Raw genomic sequence first — 16,950 nt, 5'->3', positions numbered from 1 at the left:
GCCGCTCAGATCCCCGGCTGCGCGTCCAGCATCGCCGCCGGCAGCGGCATCACCCGGCCCGACCAGGTCCACACCAGCACGCACTCCACCACCCGCCCCGGCCAGGCCTGTTGCAGCGCCGCGCGGTAGGCGGCCATCTGCCGAAGGTAGGCAGGCGGCACGTCCTCCGCCCGATCGGGCGGGGGGCGGTTGGTCTTGTAGTCCACCACCACCACGCGGTCGTCCCCCACCAGGAGGCGGTCCACCTGTCCCGCCACCACGCGCCCGTTGATCCGGGCCGCGAGCGGCGCTTCCGCCAGGCTGTCGGGGCCGAAGGCGTCGCGCAGCGCCGGGTGCGCGATCACCGCCATCACCTCGCGCAGCGTGGCCGCCTGTTCCTCCTCCGTCAGCCCGTGCCCGGGCCGCGCGAGGTGCCGTCGCGCCACCGCCTCGCGTGCTTCCTCCGGATGGTCGGGCAGGTTCTGCAGCAGGCCGTGGATCAGCAGCCCGCGCCGGAAGCGCCGGCCCGACGGGTCGCGCGTGCCGTGCGGTGCCGCGGCCGGCGGCACGACCTCCTCGCCCGCCAGGCGCGACGGCGCCACCGGGTCCTCCGACACCTCGACAGGGGCCGGCACCGTGGCCCAGCCCGGCAGCGCCACCGGGGCGGCGACCTCGCCCGCCGCCTCGACGCGCGGCGCGGCGGTCTGCTCGGCGGTGAGGCGCAGCACCGGGCCGAGAAACACCGCCGAGGCCGGGCCGCCGAAGCTCACCGGGTCGAAATCCTCCTCGGCCACCCCGTCGCAGCGGCTCATGCCGGCGCGCACCAGCGCGTGCCAGCTGGTTTCGCCGTTCTCGCGCCCGCGGGGCTCCTGTCCGCACACCAGCAGCCGGTCCTCGGCGCGGGTCAGCGCCACGTAGAGCAGCCGGTTCTCTTCCTCGGCCGCAGCCTCCGCGCGGCGCCGGTCCGCGTCGCGCCAGGCTTCGGCCTGGAACTCCCGCCTGGGCGCCCAGAGCGGCACGTCGTCCTGCCACAGCAGCGTGGTGCGCACCCCGCCGCGCCCGACATCGGGCAGGATCACCACCGGCGCCTGGAGGCCCTTGGCCCCGTGCGCCGTCATGATCCGCACCGCGTCGCCGGTGTTCTCGGCGTCGCGCTTCACCTCGGCGCCGCCGCGGCGCAGCCAGTGCGTGAAGCCCTGGAGCGAGGGCGGGTGGCGGTTCTCGTAGCGAAGTGCCGCGCTCAGCAGCTCATCCAGCGCGTCCGCCGCGTCGGTGCCCAGGCGTTCCAGCAGCATCGCGCGACGCCCGTGCTCGCCCAGAACCTCGCTCAGCAGCGCGTGCGGCGTGACCAAGTCGGCGCGGTCGGCCAGCCTGGCGATCCAGTCCGCCGCGCGGCCGGTCGCGGTGTCGGCGCCGCGGTGGCGCAGCAGCGCGTGCCACAGCGCGCCCTCGCGCCCGTGGCAGAGCGTGAACAGCGTGTCCTCGTCGAGGCCGATGATCGGCGACTTCAACAGCGCCGCCAGCTGCAGGTCGTCCTCGGGCAGCAGCAGCACATCGAGCAGCGCCAGCAGGTCTTCCACCGCGATCTGCTCGATCAGCGCGATGCGGTCGACGCCGCCCACCGCCACGCCGCGCCGCTTGAGCTGCCGCACCAGCAGCTCCGTCAGCCGCGTGCGCCGGCGCACCAGCACCATGATGTCGCCCGGCCGCACCGGCCGCCCGCCGCGCGAGGGCAGGGTTTCGTGCCGCACCATCCAGTCGATGCGCGCGGCCAGCGTTTCCGCCAGCTGCGCGTCGCTGTCGGCCGCGGGCACCGGCACCGGCGGCACCACCCAGGGCTCCGGCTCCGCGGTGGTGCCGCGCTGGAGCAGCGGCCAGACTTCCACCGAGCCCGCCTGTCCCGCGCGATCGGAGAAGTGGCGCAAAGGCGCGCCGTCGGGGCGCACCACGCCGTGCTTCGCCGCACCCTCGTGGAACACCGCGTCCACGAGTTCCAGCACCGGCGTGCAGGAGCGGAAGCTCACGTCCAGCGCCACCGGGCGGAAGGTGTTGCCCGATCGCACGACCTGTTCGCGGAAGCGCGCTTCCCAGCTCTCGAAGCCGCGCGCGTCGGCGCCCTGGAAACCGTAGATCGACTGCTTCTCGTCACCCACCACGAAGAGCGTGCGCTCGCCCGCCTCGCGCACGCCGTCGCCCGCGAAGAACTCCTCGGCGAGTGAGGAGGCGATGCCCCACTGCTCCGGGTTGGTGTCCTGCGCCTCATCCAGCAGCAGGTGATCCAGCCCGCCGTCGAGCTTGAACATCACCCAGGCCGAGCCCGGGTCGCGCAACAGCATCTGCGCGCGGTGGATCAGGTCGTCGAAGTCCAGCGCGCCGAGCCTGCGCTTGCGCGCCGCGTAATCCGCCAGGACGGGACGCGTGGCATCCAGCAGCGCCGCGGTGGCGTCGCGCATCCGGTGCGCGTTCCAGCGCGCCTGAAGCGCGAGAAGACGCGCGCTCTCGGCCGCCATCGCCTCGATGGGTTCCAGCGCCTTGCGCAGCGTGCCCTTGTCGGTGTGCAGGATCGCGAACCATTCCGCGGCGCGGCCGAGACGTTCCCCTTCGGGCGTGCCCAGGAAGTCGAGCATCTTCTGCCCGAGCTCGCGCTGCGTCTTGTTCTTGTGCTCCAGCAGGATCTGCGCCTGCGTCCGCACCGCCTCGTCCGGGCGGCACAGCAGCGCCGGGATGTCGTCGGCCGTTTCGCCCTCGGGCAGGAGCAGGGATTCGCGCAGCGCCGCGTCCACCGCGAAGCGCCCGCCGGCGGCGTCGAGCAGCGGCCGCAGGCGCTCGCGCTGCTTTGCCATCTCGCGCAGCATGCGCGCCGTGTCGTCGCTGCCGTCGAGCTGCGACAGGAGGCGGATGCTCGCATCCTCCACGCGGCCGCCGCCCAGCGCCGCCTCTCGCGCCTCGGCCAGCAAGGTCAGCGCGTCGGCGTCCTCCAGCAGCGCGAACTGCGGCGGCAGCGAGGCTTCCAGCGGAAAGGAGCGCAAGAGCGACTGGCAGAAGGCGTGGATCGTGTTGATCCGCATGCCGCCCGGCTGTTCCAGCACGCGGCAGAACAGCGCCCGTGCGTCCCGCAGGCCCGCCTCGTCCGGGGCGCGGCCGGTCAGCGCCCGGATCTCGTGCCCGAGCGTCGCGTCGTCGGCCACGGCCCAGCCGCCCAGGCGCCGCGCGAGGCGGGTCGCCATCTCGGCCGCCGCCGCCTTGGTGAAGGTCAGGCACAGGATGCGCCCCGGCTCCGCCTTGGGCCGCAGCAAGAGGCGCAGCACGCGGTCGGTCAAAACCTTGGTCTTGCCCGATCCCGCAGAGGCGCCCACCCAGGCCGAGAGCCCGGGGTCGGAGGCTTCCTGCTGCGCCCGCTCGGCGCGCTGGCGCGGCGTCAGCGCGTCGTCGTCGCGCCGGGCGTCCTCACGCCGGACATCATCCCGCTGGGCGCCGTCGCGCAGCAGGGCCGCGTTGCCGCGGCCGGGCGGCAGCGTCACGTTCATGCCTCGCCTCCGTCGGCGGCGCCGCCCCATTCGCGCAGCCGCGACAGGTGGTCGTAGTCGCCACCCGCAGGCGCGCGGCCGGGATGCGGGCGGGCCAGGAAAGGACGCTCGCGCAACAGGAATTCCTCGGCCAGCGCGTCGACCTGGCGCAGCGCTTCCTCGGCCACGGCGTCGATGCCGCCGTCCTCGGACCTGCGGCGGGTGGTGTCGAAGCCGTGGCGCGCGCCCGGTTCCCAGCGGCCCGAAAGCTGCCAGTGTTCCAGTGCCGAAACGCCCTCGCCGGTGATGGCGATGCCCGCGCCGTCGCGAAAGGCGCCGCGCAGCGCCATGGCGGCTTCCAGCGGCATCTGCGGCGCGCGGCCGTCGCGCATCTTCGCGTCGGTGGGCGGCGTGCCGGTCTTGAAGTCGATGATCGCGAGGCTCCCGTCCGTCAGCCGGTCGATGCGGTCGGCACGGCCGTAAAGCTCCACGCCGCAACTGAGCGGCAGGGTGCCCGAAACCTCGGCGTGGCGGGCCGCCACTTCCTCGCGTGCGCGCTCGATGTCCAGCAGGAAGGCGCCAATGCGCTCCAGCCGCGGGCGCCAGAAGGCCACCAGCCCCGGGCGCGGTGCGCGGGCGGCGAGCGCCTCCTCGGCGGCCTCGCGGAACCAGGCCTCCGCCTGGGCGTCGGAAAAGCGCCCGGCCGCGCGGCGCGTCCAGGCGGCCACGGCGTCGTGCACCAGCGAGCCGTACTGCGCGCCATCGGCCTCGGCATCGATCGGGTCGAGCGCGCGCAGCCCCAGCATCCGTCGCGCGTACCAGGCGTAGGGATCGGCCTTGAGCGTCCAGACATCCGTCACGGTCAGCCGCTTCGGCCGCAGGATCGCGGGCGGGTTGGGCGCCGGGCGGGGCGAGGGGACCGGCGCTTCCGGCACGTCGAGCCGCGCCGCCCAGGCCGCGGCCGGCGAAACCGCGAGGCGCAGGGACCGGCCTTCCGCTTTCTGCCCGTCCAGGAAGGTTTCCAGCCGCGTCAGCCAGCGCGCCGGCACCGCCGGGCTGCCGCCGCGGCGCCGGGCGCGGCTCAGCACCACGTCGGGGGCGGAGAGTGCGGTCAGCAGGTAGTCGGCGGCGACGCGGCCGATGCGCGCTTCCGGTTCGGGCAGGCCGAACTCGCGGCGCATCGGGCGGCTCATCCAGGCGCCGGGGTCGGTGGCGATGGGCCAGACGGTTTCCTCCAGCGCACCCAGCACCACGCGGTCGAAGCTTTGCAGCCGCGCTTCCAGCAGGCCCAGGATCTGCACGCGCGGGTGCGACCCACCGACGCGGCCGCGCATGTTGCGCACGCCCGGCGCCAGCGGCCCTTCCAGCAGCGCGTCGAACAGCCCGGGCCAGGCGGCAGCCGAGATGGGCGGCAGGCAGTCCACCGCCGGGCCCAGCGAGGCGAGATGGACGGCCAGCGGCTCACCTTCCTCGCCGTGGTACAGGCGCAGGCCGCCGGGTTCGGTGTCGGTGGCGGCCAGCGCCTCGGCGGCTGTCAGTGTTTCTTCCAGCAGCGCGGCGGGCGGGCGCGCGACTTCGGCCAGCGCGGTGAAGGAGCCGAGCGCCGCTTCGAGGCGGCTGAGCATCGCCTCCACCCGTGCGAGGCGCTCCGCCCGGTTGGCGCGGCGCCGGGCGCGGCGCTCCGCTTCCGCCGCATCCGGTTCGTCGTCCGCATCCTCCGGCAGCAGCGCCAGCCGCGCCGCCGCGCGCAGCCCGGCGAGGCCGGCCGCCGGGCGGGGGCCGCGCAGCACCTCGCGCTCGAGCTCCCGCACCGCGCGCATCCAGTCGGCGCGGTTGAGGCCGGCGGCGCAGAGCGGATGCTTCAGGCAGGCCAGGGCGGGCACCGGCGCGAAGCCTTCCGCCACCATGCGGCACAGGAGGCGCAGAAAGGCGCCGGCCGGGGTCTGCCCCAGCGGCTGGCCTGCGGAATCATCGGCCATCACGCCGTGGCGGGCGAGTTCCACCGAGACCCGCCGCGCGAGGTCGCGGTCCGGCGTCACCAGCGCCGCCTGCGTGCCCGGCGTTTCCAGCGCCTCGCGCAGCAGCAGCGCGATGGCGGCGGCCTCGCCGGCCTCGTCCGGGGCGGTGAGCAGCGTCAGCCCGTCCAGCGCCGGGGCCCAGCGCGCGGGTTCGTTCTCGCCCCAGCAGGCAATGCCGCCGGCCGGGCGCAGCGAGCGCGCCAGCAGCGCGGCGCGGCGCGAGCCCGCCTGTTCCACGGCGGCCTCGGCGGCGGCGATCTCGGCGGCGGCGTCGAACAGGTCGGCTTGCGCGGTCAGGGGCGCGGCGCGGCGGGTGCGCCGCATGCCGCCCGCGCGGGGCGGGGCGTCGGGGCCACCCGTGATGGGGCCACTCGCGACAGGGCTGGTCGCGACGGGGGTGGCGCCGCGGAACTCCGCATGCCCGTCCGCGGCCGGCCGGAGCGCAGCACCGGGCGCGGCGCCGCCCGCCATGGCGGAGGGCGCGCCCGGCGCCTCGGCCGGAGCGGTGCCGGGCCAGGGGCGGAGGTCACCGAAGCTGGCATCCATCTGCTGCAGCAGCCGGGCCTGGCCGTTCAGCGGGTGGGTGTGGCTGCCGGCGACCTCGTCCCAGAGTTCCCGCGGCAGCGGCTCACCCACGCCGTGCAGCACGACGTGGCCGTTGGGCGCGCGCGCCAGCACCCGCAGCAGCGCGGCCGCCGAGGGGATGGTGCCGCCGATGCCGATGCCCGCCGCCACCACGAGGTCGCACGGCGGCGCATCGCGCCAGGCGGCGGTCTGCGCCTCGATCGCGGCGACGCGGCGGGGGCCGATATCCATCAGCCCCTGTTCCGCCAGCCACTCGTTCCAGGCGGTGATCACGCCGCCCAGGAAGAGGTGCGTGATCTGCCAGTGCTGTGCGAGACCTTCCGGCACGAGGCCCGGCAGCTGCGCCGGGTCGCAGCCTTCCAGCGCCATCTCGTCCAGCAGTGTCGAGAGCTCCACCGCCAGGCGCCAGGCCTGGTCCGGGTGGGACGGGCCGCCGAAATGGGGCGGCAGGCGCATCACCAGCGAGGTGAGCACTGCCAGCCGCCGCGCCGCGTCCACCGCTGGCGGCAGGTCCATGAGCGCCGGCAGCGAGAGTTCCTCGGCATCCTCCACCGACAGGCCGGCGAGGGGGCGCAGACGCGGCAGCAGCAGCGCCTCGCGACCCGAGGCGCGCAGGAAGCTTTCGCGCAAGCTCCGCGCCGCGCGGCGGGTCGGCAGCAGGATCGTGGTGCGGGCCAGCGCGGCGGGGTCTTCCGTGCCGGCCAGGTGCACGACGCCGCGCGCCAGCGCGTCCAAGAAGGGGAGGTGCGCCGGAATTTCGTAGAGATTCATGCGATACCGTCCCGCTTAGCGCATCCGGTCCCGGCACGGCCAGCAGCTTTCACGACACGGCACCCCCGCCGAGATAGCGGCGCGGCGGTTGCCCCAGCACCCGGCGGAACATGGTGGTGAAGGCCGCCGGGCTCTCGTAGCCGAGGTCCAGCGCCACCGCCGTCACGCTCTCGCCCGCCGCCAGCCGCGGCAGGGCGGCAAACAGCGAGGCCTGCTGCCGCCAGGCCACGAGGCTGAGGCCCGTTTGTTCCCGGAAGGCGCGGGTGAAGGCACGCCGGCTCATGGCCGCAGCACCCGCCCAGCGGTCGATCGTGTCGCGCGGCGTGGGGGCGGCGACGAAGTCGCGGCACAGCGCCGCCAGCCGGGCCTCGCGCGGCATCGGCAGGGCGAGCGGCAGCTCTGGCAGCCGCGCCACCTCCTCGAGGATGAGGGCCACGATCAGCGCCGCGCGGCGGTCGGCGCCGTGGTCGTGGGGCAGCGCCACCACCTCGGCCATCAGGGCGCGCATCAGTGGCGAGACGCCCAGCACGCAGGCCCGCCGGGGCAGGGCGGAGGCCAGGTCGGGCTCCAGGTAGGCGGAATGCGAGGCGGTGCTGCCCAGCATCTGCAGCGAGTGCTCGGTGCCCGGCGGGATCCACAGCGCGTGCTGCGCCGGCACCATCCAGCGGCAGTCGCCGGCCGCGATCAGCGCCGTGCCCTGCACGATCAGCAGCAGCTGCCCGCGGCGGTGGTGGTGCAGCGGCACCACCATGTCGGGCGCGTAGCGGTTGGCGCGGCCGCTCACCGGCTGCGGCGTGTCGTCCAGCGAGTTGAAGGTGGGAGGCGGGGAGGGGAGCGTCACGTCCGACTCGGCGGGGCTGCCGCGACCCGGTTTGGCCCGATCGCGAAGAAATCCGACCGGAACACGAAAGCGGGCCGGTGGGCAAGGGCGCTAAGAGGAGGCCGGCAGAACAGGCGCCATTGGGAGGCCACAGGATGAGCCAGGCCACGATCGACCCCCCGAACACCCCCGGCATTGCCGTGCCCACGACGACGGCGGCCACGGCGCCGGTTGTTGCGGGCGGCACGGCCTTCGCGGTGCTCGGCGCGCTCAGCCTGTGCCACCTCCTTAACGACATGATGCAGTCGCTGCTGCCCGCGCTGTTTCCGGTGCTGAAGAGCAATTACGGGCTGAGCTTCACCGAGATCGGGCTGCTGGCCTTCACCTTTCAGCTCACCGCCTCGCTGCTGCAGCCGGTCTATGGCTGGTACACCGACCGCAACCCGCAGCCGCGCTCGCTGAGCCTGGGCATGGGCTTCACGCTGGTGGGGCTGCTGCTGCTGGCCTGGGCCGGGCACTACTGGTCGCTGCTGACGGCGGCGGCGCTGGTGGGCGTGGGCTCGTCGATCTTCCACCCGGGCTCCTCGCGCATCGCGCGGGCGGCCTCGGGCGGGCAGCACGGGCTGGCGCAGTCGGTGTTCCAGGTGGGCGGCAATGCGGGCTCGGCGCTCGGGCCGCTGCTGGCGGCGCTGGTGGTGCTGCCGCTGGGCCAGCACAGCGTGGCCTGGTTCGCGCTGGCGGCGCTGGTGGCCATGGCGCTGCTGTGGTGGGTCGGCTCCTGGGCGATCCGCGAGATGGCGGCGGCCCGGAAGCGGCCGGCCGCGGCCCCGGCCTCGAGCGGGCTGTCGCGCGGCCGGGTGCTGGCGGCGATCGCGGTGCTCGGCGTGCTGGTGTTCTCGAAGTACATCTACATGGCCAGCCTCACCAGCTACTACACTTTCTACCTGATCGAGACCTTCGGTTTGAGCGTGGGGGAGGCGCAGGTCTACCTGTTCATCTTCCTGGGCGCGGTGGCGGTGGGCACGGTGCTGGGCGGGCCGGTGGGCGACCGCATCGGCCGCAAGCCGGTGATCTGGATCTCGATCCTGGGCATCCTGCCCTTCACCCTGGTGCTGCCCTACGCCAACCTGTTCTGGACTGCGGTGCTGACGGTGATCATCGGGCTGATCCTCGCTTCCGCCTTCTCGGCCATCCTGGTTTACGCGCAGGAGCTGGTGCCGGGCCGGGTGGGCATGATCTCGGGCCTGTTCTTCGGCTTCGCCTTCGGCATGGGGGGCCTGGGGGCGGCGCTGCTGGGCATCCTGGCGGACTGGCGCGGCATCGGCTTCGTGTACCACCTTTGCGCCTTTCTGCCGCTGCTGGGGCTGCTCACGGTGCTGCTGCCCCGCACGGATGGCGCGCGGGGCTGACGTCCCGGCGTTTTTCCGGTCCTGCGCCGCGGACGACGGCGCTGCGGGCAAGGCGAGGCGGTCGGAGCGGGTGTGCCTTCTCCGACCCCCACGGGTGTTTTCCGTGGTTCGGATCGGTCACGGTCCGCTTCAGTAACCCTCAGGCTCCGAAGGGCGCAGCCCCGGAGGGCAGGGGCAGCGAAACCCCGAACCGGGCGGCCGGCAGCCCCCAGCCTCAGGGTAGTGGCCGGTCGGTGAAGCCGAGCAGCAAGGTTTTCGCGATCTCCCGCGCGCTCTGGGTCAGGGCGTCGTCCGGCAACTCGCCCGCCGTCCAGAAGGACAGCACGCCGCGGAACGCGAAGGCGAGCTGACCCGGCAGGCAGCCCAGCGCCTGTTCCCGCCGGGCCGGTGCCAGGCCCTCACCCGCACCCAGCGCCAGCGTCCACAAACCCGTGGAGCGTGCCCGAACCTGTCCGGGCGACGGACCGGCGGTGCCGATCCATCCCATCACCGCCCGGTTGACCTCCGGCTCCTCCAGCATGACCGCGGCCGCCGTGTCGGTCGCCCGCAGCACGCGGGCGGCGGCGTCCGCCAGCGGCGGCGCCGCGGCGAAGCGTTCTTCCATCGTGTCGATCCGTCGTGCCGACAGGGCATGCATGATCGCCGCCTTGCTGCCGAACTGGTTGAACGGCGTCGCGAAGCTGACCCCGGCCTCGGCCGCGAGGTCGCGCATCGAGAACTCGGCCCTGCCTTCGCGAAGCAGGTTTTCCGCCGCGTCGATCACCCGCTGTCGGAGCGGCTCGCCCCTCGTGCCGCCCGAAGGTTCCGTCTTGCTGCGTGTCATGTTCCTATCTATATCATGATATAGTTAGCGCGGCAGTCCGGAGGCAGCCATGGCAACCACCTTCAAGACGTTCCTGATCACCGGCGTCAGTTCGGGCCTGGGGCAGGCTTTTGCAAAGGGTGCGCTGGAAGCGGGCCACCGCGTGATCGGCACCGTGCGGCGGGAGGCCGATGCCGAGGCCTTCGCGGCCCTGGCACCCGGTCGTGCCCACGCGCTCAGCCTCGACGTGACGCGCTTCGACGCGATCCCGGCGGCGGTGGCCGATGCCGAGCGGCAGGCCGGCCCGGTGGACGTGCTGGTGAACAATGCGGGGTACGGCCATGAGGGCGTGCTGGAGGAATCGTCGATGGAGGATCTCCAGCGCCAGTTCGCGGCCAACCTGTTCGGCCCCGTCGCGATGATCAAGGCCGTGCTGCCCGGCATGCGCACGCGGCGCCGCGGCCACATCGTCAACGTCACCTCCATGGGCGGCTTCATCACCATGCCGGGGATCAGCTTCTACTGCGGCAGCAAGTTCGCCCTGGAGGGCATCTCGGAATCGCTCGGCAAGGAGGTGGCGGCCTTCGGCATCCGGGTGACGGCGCTGGCGCCCGGGCAGTTCCGCACCGACTGGGCCGGACGGTCGATGGACCGCACGCCGCGCAGCATCGCCGACTACGACGCCGTCATGGACCCGATCCGCGCCGCGCGTCAGAACAAGAGCGGCCATCAGCCCGGCGATCCGGCCAGGGCGGCGCAGGCGCTGCTGCGGCTGATCGAAGCGGAGCATCCGCCGGTGCGGCTGTTCCTGGGCAGCGACGCGCTGGGGCTGGTGGAGCAGAAGCTCGAGAGCATGAAGACGGAACTCACCACCTGGGACGCGCTGTCGCGCTCCACCAGCTTCGACGCGTGAGCGGGGCGCGGCGCGGCGGAAATGGCACCGCCGGGCGGCACGGCGCGGTTCCGCTTCGGCGGGGGATGTGCCGGCCCGGAGCCCGGGCGCGGTTGCGCGCGGATCCGGAAGGTCGCCGACGGATCGGTGACAGCCCGCCCCAACCTTTCCGCGCGCGGCGGCAGCCGGGCTTGACCCGGCCTCGCCCCCGGTGCGAGCCCGGGGCATGAGCCATCCGTCCTTCGCCCCGCCCGGCGATGCTGCCCACGCCACTCCCACGGTGCTGATCGGCGCCGGCGGCCACGCCGCGGCGCTTATCGAGGTGATCCGCGCCGCGGGCCTGCTGCACCCGGTCGGCTGCCTCGACCAGTCGGCCACGGCGCCGGTGCTGGGCGTGCCGGTGATCGGTGACGAAGCGCGGCTCGAAGCCTTGCGGCACGAGGGTGTCGCGGCCGTGGTGGTGTGCATCGGCCACAACGCGACGCGGCTGCGCTGGATCGGACGGGCGCGCGCCCTGGGCTACGCGCTGCCGGTGGTGGCGCACCCCGCCGCGATCCTGTCGCCCAGCGCGCGCCTCGGCGCCGGCAGCGTGGTGCTGCCGCGGGCGGTGCTGGGCGCCCGGGCCCTGGCGGGCGAGGGCACCATCCTCAACACCGGCACGATCGTGGAACACGACTGCGAGCTGGGCCACGGCGTCCACGTCGCGCCGGGCGCGGTGCTGGGCGGCGGGGTGCGGGTGGGCGACGGGGCGCTGATCGGCATCGGCGCGGCGCTGCGGCCGCTGGTGCGCGTCGGGCGGGAAGCCGTGGTCGGCACCGGTGCCGCGGTGGTGGAGGACGTGGCGGACGGCGCCACCGTGGGCGGGGTGCCGGCGCGCCCGCTGGCGCGGGAGTAGCCCAGCGCCGCGTCCCGTCGCGGCCGGCTTGCCGCTGCCATCCTTCGTGGTCCGTTTGCCGGTGGGGAGCTCTCTTGGCCTCTGCACTGGCGAAAGCGTGCTCGGCCTGTTCACCGGAGGAAACCTGCGCGGCCTGTCCGCCACAGGGCCCTGCCACGAGCGCCCGGCCACGAACCGGCCGGTCGTTCTCAGCGCCGCGCCGGCCGGGTGTTGTCCTGGCGCAGGTAGTTTCGGCCGTCGATCACCAGCAGCTTGTCGCCGTCGTCGGACCCATCGGGGCGGAAGATGCTCAACACCTCCTCCCGCCCGTCGTCGCCCCGCAGCGTGAGGCGGAAGCCCGCGGCCTCGTAGCGCCCGCTCTCGGCCGGCCTTTCCCGCCCGGCGGTGAAGCCGGTGGTGCCGCCGCCGACCTCGTTGGTGCTGCTGGCGCCGGTGAAGCCGGTGCGGCGGAAGCGGCCGTCGGGGGTGAGCGTCAGCAGCCGCTCCGACGCCACGCCGCCCGAGGAAAAGGCGCCGGTGCCGGAAGAGGCGAAGAAGTAGCGCCAGGTGCCGTTGAAGCGCGTATCCGAGGGCAGGGGCGGCACGCGCTGGTGCAGCGTTTCCCCGATGCGCAGGTTCCCGCCGTCGCGGCGCAGCGGCTGCGTCTCGTTTTCCATGATGCCGAAGCGGTGGCCGACCTCGCGCATCTCGATGCGTTCCGCCCCGCCCAGGAGGCCACCGCCCGCGAGGCTGTAGGTGCCGCAGTCGGTGGGCTCCTCGCGGCAATGGGCGGCGACGTCCTGCGTGCCCGACGGGATGGCGTGGCTGAACAGCCCCTTGGGGTCGAACACCAAGACCTCGTTGTCGGCGTAGAAGTCGGTGCCGCCGAAGGCGTTGGGCCGGATGCCGGTGCTGAGGTGGCTGAACACCCCGTCCAGCCCGCCGGCCCCGGCCGGAGGCTCCAGCGCGAAGGCGCGGTCCGTGGCGCGGGGCCGGAAGGAGCGCACCAGCGCGTCGAAATCCGCCCAGGCCGCGCGCGCGTCGTCGCCGCGCAGGCCGAGGGTGACCAACATCATGACGTGGGTGTTCGTGCCGTCGTCGATCGCCACCGTTTCGCTGGCCAGCGAGACGCCGTTGCGCCGGCCGCAGCAGCGATGATCGTAGGCGATGCGGTGGTTGTTCACCGTGACGCCCTGGCCCTTGGTGGTTGGCCGTTCCTTCGCCAGTTCCGGGATCGAGGCGGCGAGTTGTGCGAACACGGTCTCGAAAGGGCCGGCGGCGTGCGAGATCGGCCGCGCCACCTGGATCAGCGCGCTGCCGCGCTGCCCGCGCTCACCGGTGAAGTCGCGCCGGCCCAGCCAGGTGCCGTTCGCCTGCGGGCCGCCGCTCCAGCCAGCCGGAACGGTGAAGCGGGACTCGCCCCGGGCTTGCTCGGTCGCCGCCGCGGCAGGGGCGGGTGGCGTGTCCGGCGGCGGCCGTTGCGCCCCTGCGGGAAGCGCCGCGAGCAGCAGGATCAGCAGCGCGGCCACGGGGGCCAGCCGGCGCGGGCTTGGCGAAGCAGGAGGCATGGGAGAGCAATCGTGGCCTCCCGGAAAAGTTTCCGGCACCGTCACGATCGACCGGCGCCGGGCGTGTTCCTGAAAGAGAGCGGGACAGGCGCCCGATGGGGCAGCAGGCTGGGGCAGCGGGTTGGGTCGGCGGGGCGGGGTAGCGATGCGGGGCGGCTCCGACACAGGGCAGGGCGCGGAAAGGCTGCCGCGGCGCGTCCCGTTCCGGCCGGGTCGTTCCCCTGGCCCGTTTTCCTGACCCGTTGTCTTGCCTCGCTTTTCCGGCCGCGCCCGTCGGGCCCGGTCGCCTGGCTCGCAGCGCTGGCTTACCGCCCGAGACGCGCCCGCAGGCGGATCGCCGCCAGCAGCGCGCCTCCTGCCAGCAGTCCCCAGAAGGCCCCGCTGATCCCGCCGAAGCCCAGGCCCGAAGCGGTCACCAGGAAGGTGACCAGCGCCGCCTCGCGTTCCGCCGGGATGGCCACCGCGCCCTGCAGGGCGCCCCCCAGCGCGCCGAGCAGGGCCAGCCCCGCCACCGCCTCCACCAGGAGCGGCGCGGCGCCCACGAAGCCCGTGACCACGCCCGCCACCAGCCCGAGCACGACGTAGGCCCCGCCGCTCACCGCCGCCGCCTTCCAGCGCTGGGCCAGGTCGGGATGCGCGTCGGGCCCGGCGCAGATCGCCGCGGTGATCGCGGCCAGGTTCACCGCGTGCCCGCCGAAGGGGGCCGCCAGGATCGAGAAGACGCCCGAAGCGCGAAACAGCGGCCCGGGCTCGGGGTGGAAGCCGTTGACGCTCAGCACCGCGATGCCGGGGATGTTCTGCGAGGCCATGGTGACGATGAACAGCGGCACCGCCACGCCCACCAGCGCGGCCGGGGTAAAGGCGGGCCAGGTCCAGACCGGGTGCGGCAGCCCCGAGGCCAGTGGCGCGGCCCCTGGCTGCAGCGCCACCAGCAGCATCGTCACCGCCACCGCGGCCGGCATCGCCAGCAGCCGGTGGATGCGCCCCGCCACCGCCCAGGTCAGCACGATCGCCAGCGCCGGGCCGGGCGAGAGCGACACCGCGCGCACCGGCGCCAGGCACAGGTTCAGCAGCACCCCCGCCAGCATGGCATTGGCCAGCGTCGGCGGGATCGCCGCCACGGCGCGGCCGAGCGGGCGCCACCAGCCCGCCAGCACCACCAGCACGCCCGCGACGAGGAAAGCGCCCACCGCCGCCGGAAACCCGCCCTCCACCGCGCCCGAGGCCGCCAGCAGCGCGGCGCCCGGCGTGCTCCAGGCCATGCTGACCGGCATGCGGGTGCGGGCGCTGAGCCACAGGGCGCAGAGCCCCTGCGCCATGCAAAGCGCGATCAGCCCCGAGGCGGCCTCGGCGGGGCTGGCGCCGGTGGCAAGGAGGCCGCGCAGCACCACGGCGAAAGAGGAGGCGAAGCCCACGAAGGCGGCGAGCAGGCCCGCGAACACGGTCTGGGGCGGCAGGAGGAGGCGCATGGCCGGCAGGGGAGCCCGGAACCGCCATGGCGGAAAGAGGCAGGGCCGCATGAATCGCAACGGGCCCCCGTGCAGCGTTGGCCACGCTGTTCCTATGGCAGCGGCGTCACAGCAGCACATCGTCTGCGCGCCAGGACGTGCGACCTAGCGCGCGGCGGTTGTTCCTAGCGGCCGGTTCTGCAACCTTTCGCGCAGATCGCATCTGGCGGCCACCAAAACCGTGCCCCGGTGCGAGGAGAGCGCGTGACGACGGAAAATTCCCGCAGGGCAGGCGCAGGAGGCGGACCCGGCTCATCGCCGCCGCGACTTCCTGCCGCCGGAGGGCACCCCGCCGACCTGCCAGGGATGGGGCATCCGGGCTGGGGCGACCTGGGCCGCAGCCCGGCGCGGTCGTCGGCGCCCGCGTCTGGCACGACCACGTTCGGCAGCCCCGCCTTCGCCAGCACCGGGCCGCAGGGCCATCGCGCCCGAATGCGCACCCGCCTGCTCGGCGGCGGCGCCGAGGCGCTGCCGGACTACGAGGTGCTGGAGATGCTGTTGTTCCTGGGCATCCCACGCCGCGACACCAAGCCGCTGGCCAAGTCGCTGATCAACCAGCTGGGCGGCCTGCCTGAAGTGTTGTCGGCCGATCCCCGCCACCTGCGCCGGCTGGAGCTCGGCCTCGACAGCATCGCCGCGATCAAGCTGGTGGAGGCCGCCGCCGACCGGCTCGCCCGGGCCGAGCAGGTGGAGCGGCCGGTGCTGCGGTCCTGGGACGGGCTGATGCGCTACCTCGATGACGCAGCCGCGCCACCCGAGGGCGCGCGGGTGCTGTTCCTCGACAACCGCAACCGCCTGCTGGCCGACGAGGCGGCGGAACCGGGCTTCCCGCCGCGTGCCGTGCTGCGCAGGGCGCTGGCGCTGCATGCCACGGCGCTGATCCTGCTGACCCAGCGCCCCGGCGGCGCTCTGCGGGAGGCCGATGTCGCCACCACCGAGGCGCTGCGCCGCGCCGGTGCAGTGCTGTCGGTCACGCTGCACGACCACCTGGTGGTCGGCGGCGCCGCGCCGCTCAGCCTCCGTCGCGAGGAACTGATCTGAGGTGACGGAGCGAGGCTGGAGCGCGGCGGGTCCGGCGCAGGAGGACGTGGACTGGGGCCGCCCGGCGCGGGCGCCCGGTGCCGTTTCGCCCGTCACCGCGTCCCCGACCGAAGCGGACAGCGGCTCCGCCGGTCAGGCCGGCGGCTCCATTGGTCCGTCCCAAGGCTTCGCGGAAGCACCGCAGAACTTCGCGGAGCAGCCTCCCGGCCTCGCCGGGGCATTCGGCGGCTTCGACGGAACAGCCACCGATTCAGCTGGAGCACCCTGCAGCCTCGACGGAACACCCGGCGGCTTCGCCGATGCGGCCGGCTTCGCGTTGCGCGACGTGGAGCGGCTGCTGCGGGAGGCAGAGCAACAGCTGCGGCGTTCCCCGCCGGACAGTGGTCTGGCGGGTGTTTCGCGGGGTGTGCCGCCCGGGGAAAGCCCCGGGATGGCCCCACCCATGGTCCCGGCCGCCTTCCCGCCGCCGGGGGCCATCGACGACACCGCCTGGGACCCGCTCGCGCTGCGTCGCCGGCTGCTGAACCACGGCCACGAGGGTCTCGCCGAGGAAGAGCTGGCCGCGCTGCTGCTGGGCCTGGCGCTTCCGACCGACCCACGGCCGCTGGCGCGCGCGGCGGTGCGGCATTTCGGCTCCTTCGCCGCGCTGCTCTCGGCCGGGGACAGGGAGCTGCGCGCGCTTCGCGGCTTCGGCACCCACGGCGTGGCGGCGGTGCGGCTGGTGCAGGCGGCGGCGCTGCGCCTCCGACGCGCCGAGGTGATGCGGCAGACCGTGCTCGACCGCTGGGACCGGGTGATCGCCTACCTGAACGCCGCCCTGGCGCGGGAGCGGGTCGAGCAGTTCCGCGTGCTGTTCCTCGACGTTGCGGACCGGCTGGTGGCCGACGAGGCGCAGGCGCGCGGCACCGTCAACCACACGCCGGTCTACCCGCGCGAGGTCGCGCGGCGGGCGCTGGAACTGGACGCCGCCGGGGTGATCCTGGTGCACAACCACCCCAGCGGCGACCCGACGCCGTCCCGCGAGGACCTCGGCATGACCGCCCAGGTGCGCGAGGCGCTGGACGCGCTGGGCCTGCGGCTGATCGACCACGTGATCGTCGGCAACGGCCGCCATGCGAGCTTCCGGGCGGAAGGTCTGCTCTAGAACGGGGCGCGGGCGAACCGCCTCTCCGCGGTG

11 protein-coding genes are annotated in these 16,950 nt (G+C 74.3%); 5 read left to right on the top strand and 6 right to left on the bottom strand.

What is annotated here, in order from left to right:
• Positions 1 to 5: 5 nt before the first annotated feature.
• Genes addA through ACFFGY_RS03565 form a run of 3 tightly spaced genes read right to left on the bottom strand, consistent with a single transcriptional unit; the run spans position 6 to position 7,700 of the window.
• Positions 6 to 3,506 carry a double-strand break repair helicase AddA gene (gene addA, locus ACFFGY_RS03575; RefSeq protein ID WP_377043010.1) on the bottom strand — a complete coding sequence of 1,167 codons (3,501 nt, stop codon included), beginning with the start codon at positions 3,504 to 3,506 and terminating at the stop codon, positions 6 to 8.
• Positions 3,503 to 6,859, bottom strand: a complete 3,357-nt coding sequence (addB, locus tag ACFFGY_RS03570; RefSeq protein WP_377043009.1) for a double-strand break repair protein AddB — start codon at positions 6,857 to 6,859, stop codon at positions 3,503 to 3,505. Before addB ends, addA begins: the two co-directional genes overlap by 4 nt.
• Positions 6,860 to 6,908: 49 nt before the next feature.
• Positions 6,909 to 7,700 carry an AraC family transcriptional regulator gene (locus ACFFGY_RS03565; RefSeq protein ID WP_377043008.1) on the bottom strand — a complete coding sequence of 264 codons (792 nt, stop codon included), beginning with the start codon at positions 7,698 to 7,700 and terminating at the stop codon, positions 6,909 to 6,911.
• Positions 7,701 to 7,834: 134 nt separating this feature from the next.
• Here ACFFGY_RS03565 and ACFFGY_RS03560 point away from each other — a divergent pair, with 134 nt between their 5' ends.
• Positions 7,835 to 9,088: an MFS transporter gene (locus ACFFGY_RS03560; RefSeq protein WP_377043007.1), complete on the top strand. Its 1,254-nt coding sequence runs from the start codon at positions 7,835 to 7,837 to the stop codon at positions 9,086 to 9,088.
• Between the two features lie 214 nt (positions 9,089 to 9,302).
• On the opposite strand, the gene ACFFGY_RS03555 is transcribed toward ACFFGY_RS03560, so the two are convergent.
• Positions 9,303 to 9,911, bottom strand: coding sequence for a TetR/AcrR family transcriptional regulator (locus ACFFGY_RS03555; RefSeq protein ID WP_377043006.1), 609 nt, complete (start codon positions 9,909 to 9,911; stop codon positions 9,303 to 9,305).
• 49 nt (positions 9,912 to 9,960) lie between these two features.
• Between ACFFGY_RS03555 and ACFFGY_RS03550 the strand changes: the two genes are divergently transcribed.
• Positions 9,961 to 10,803: an oxidoreductase gene (locus tag ACFFGY_RS03550; RefSeq protein ID WP_377043005.1), complete on the top strand. Its 843-nt coding sequence runs from the start codon at positions 9,961 to 9,963 to the stop codon at positions 10,801 to 10,803.
• A gap of 205 nt (positions 10,804 to 11,008) precedes the next feature.
• The gene (locus ACFFGY_RS03545) at positions 11,009 to 11,677 is read left to right on the top strand and encodes an acetyltransferase (RefSeq protein ID WP_377043004.1); all 669 of its coding nucleotides are present in this window, start codon (positions 11,009 to 11,011) and stop codon (positions 11,675 to 11,677) included.
• Positions 11,678 to 11,865: 188 nt separating this feature from the next.
• On the opposite strand, the gene ACFFGY_RS03540 is transcribed toward ACFFGY_RS03545, so the two are convergent.
• Positions 11,866 to 13,224 (bottom strand): hypothetical protein, encoded by a 1,359-nt coding sequence (locus ACFFGY_RS03540; RefSeq protein WP_377043003.1) that lies wholly within the window; start codon positions 13,222 to 13,224, stop codon positions 11,866 to 11,868.
• A gap of 305 nt (positions 13,225 to 13,529) precedes the next feature.
• Entirely contained in the window at positions 13,530 to 14,693 is a 1,164-nt protein-coding gene (locus ACFFGY_RS03535; protein ID WP_377043002.1) for a benzoate/H(+) symporter BenE family transporter, read from the bottom strand.
• A gap of 471 nt (positions 14,694 to 15,164) precedes the next feature.
• On the opposite strand from ACFFGY_RS03535, the gene ACFFGY_RS03530 reads away from it, so the two are divergent.
• Complete coding sequence (locus tag ACFFGY_RS03530; RefSeq protein WP_377043001.1) at positions 15,165 to 15,773, top strand: JAB domain-containing protein; 609 nt, start codon at positions 15,165 to 15,167, stop codon at positions 15,771 to 15,773.
• Between the two features lies 1 nt (position 15,774).
• Positions 15,775 to 16,917, top strand: a complete 1,143-nt coding sequence (radC, locus tag ACFFGY_RS03525; protein ID WP_377043000.1) for a RadC family protein — start codon at positions 15,775 to 15,777, stop codon at positions 16,915 to 16,917.
• The last annotated feature ends 33 nt before the right edge of the window (positions 16,918 to 16,950 follow it).

The organism is Roseomonas elaeocarpi (assembly GCF_042433915.1).
Classification (GTDB): Bacteria; Pseudomonadota; Alphaproteobacteria; order Acetobacterales; family Acetobacteraceae; genus Roseomonas; species Roseomonas elaeocarpi.
Note: the sequence above shows the minus strand (reverse complement) of the source record. Positions and strands in the feature narration are given on the sequence as shown.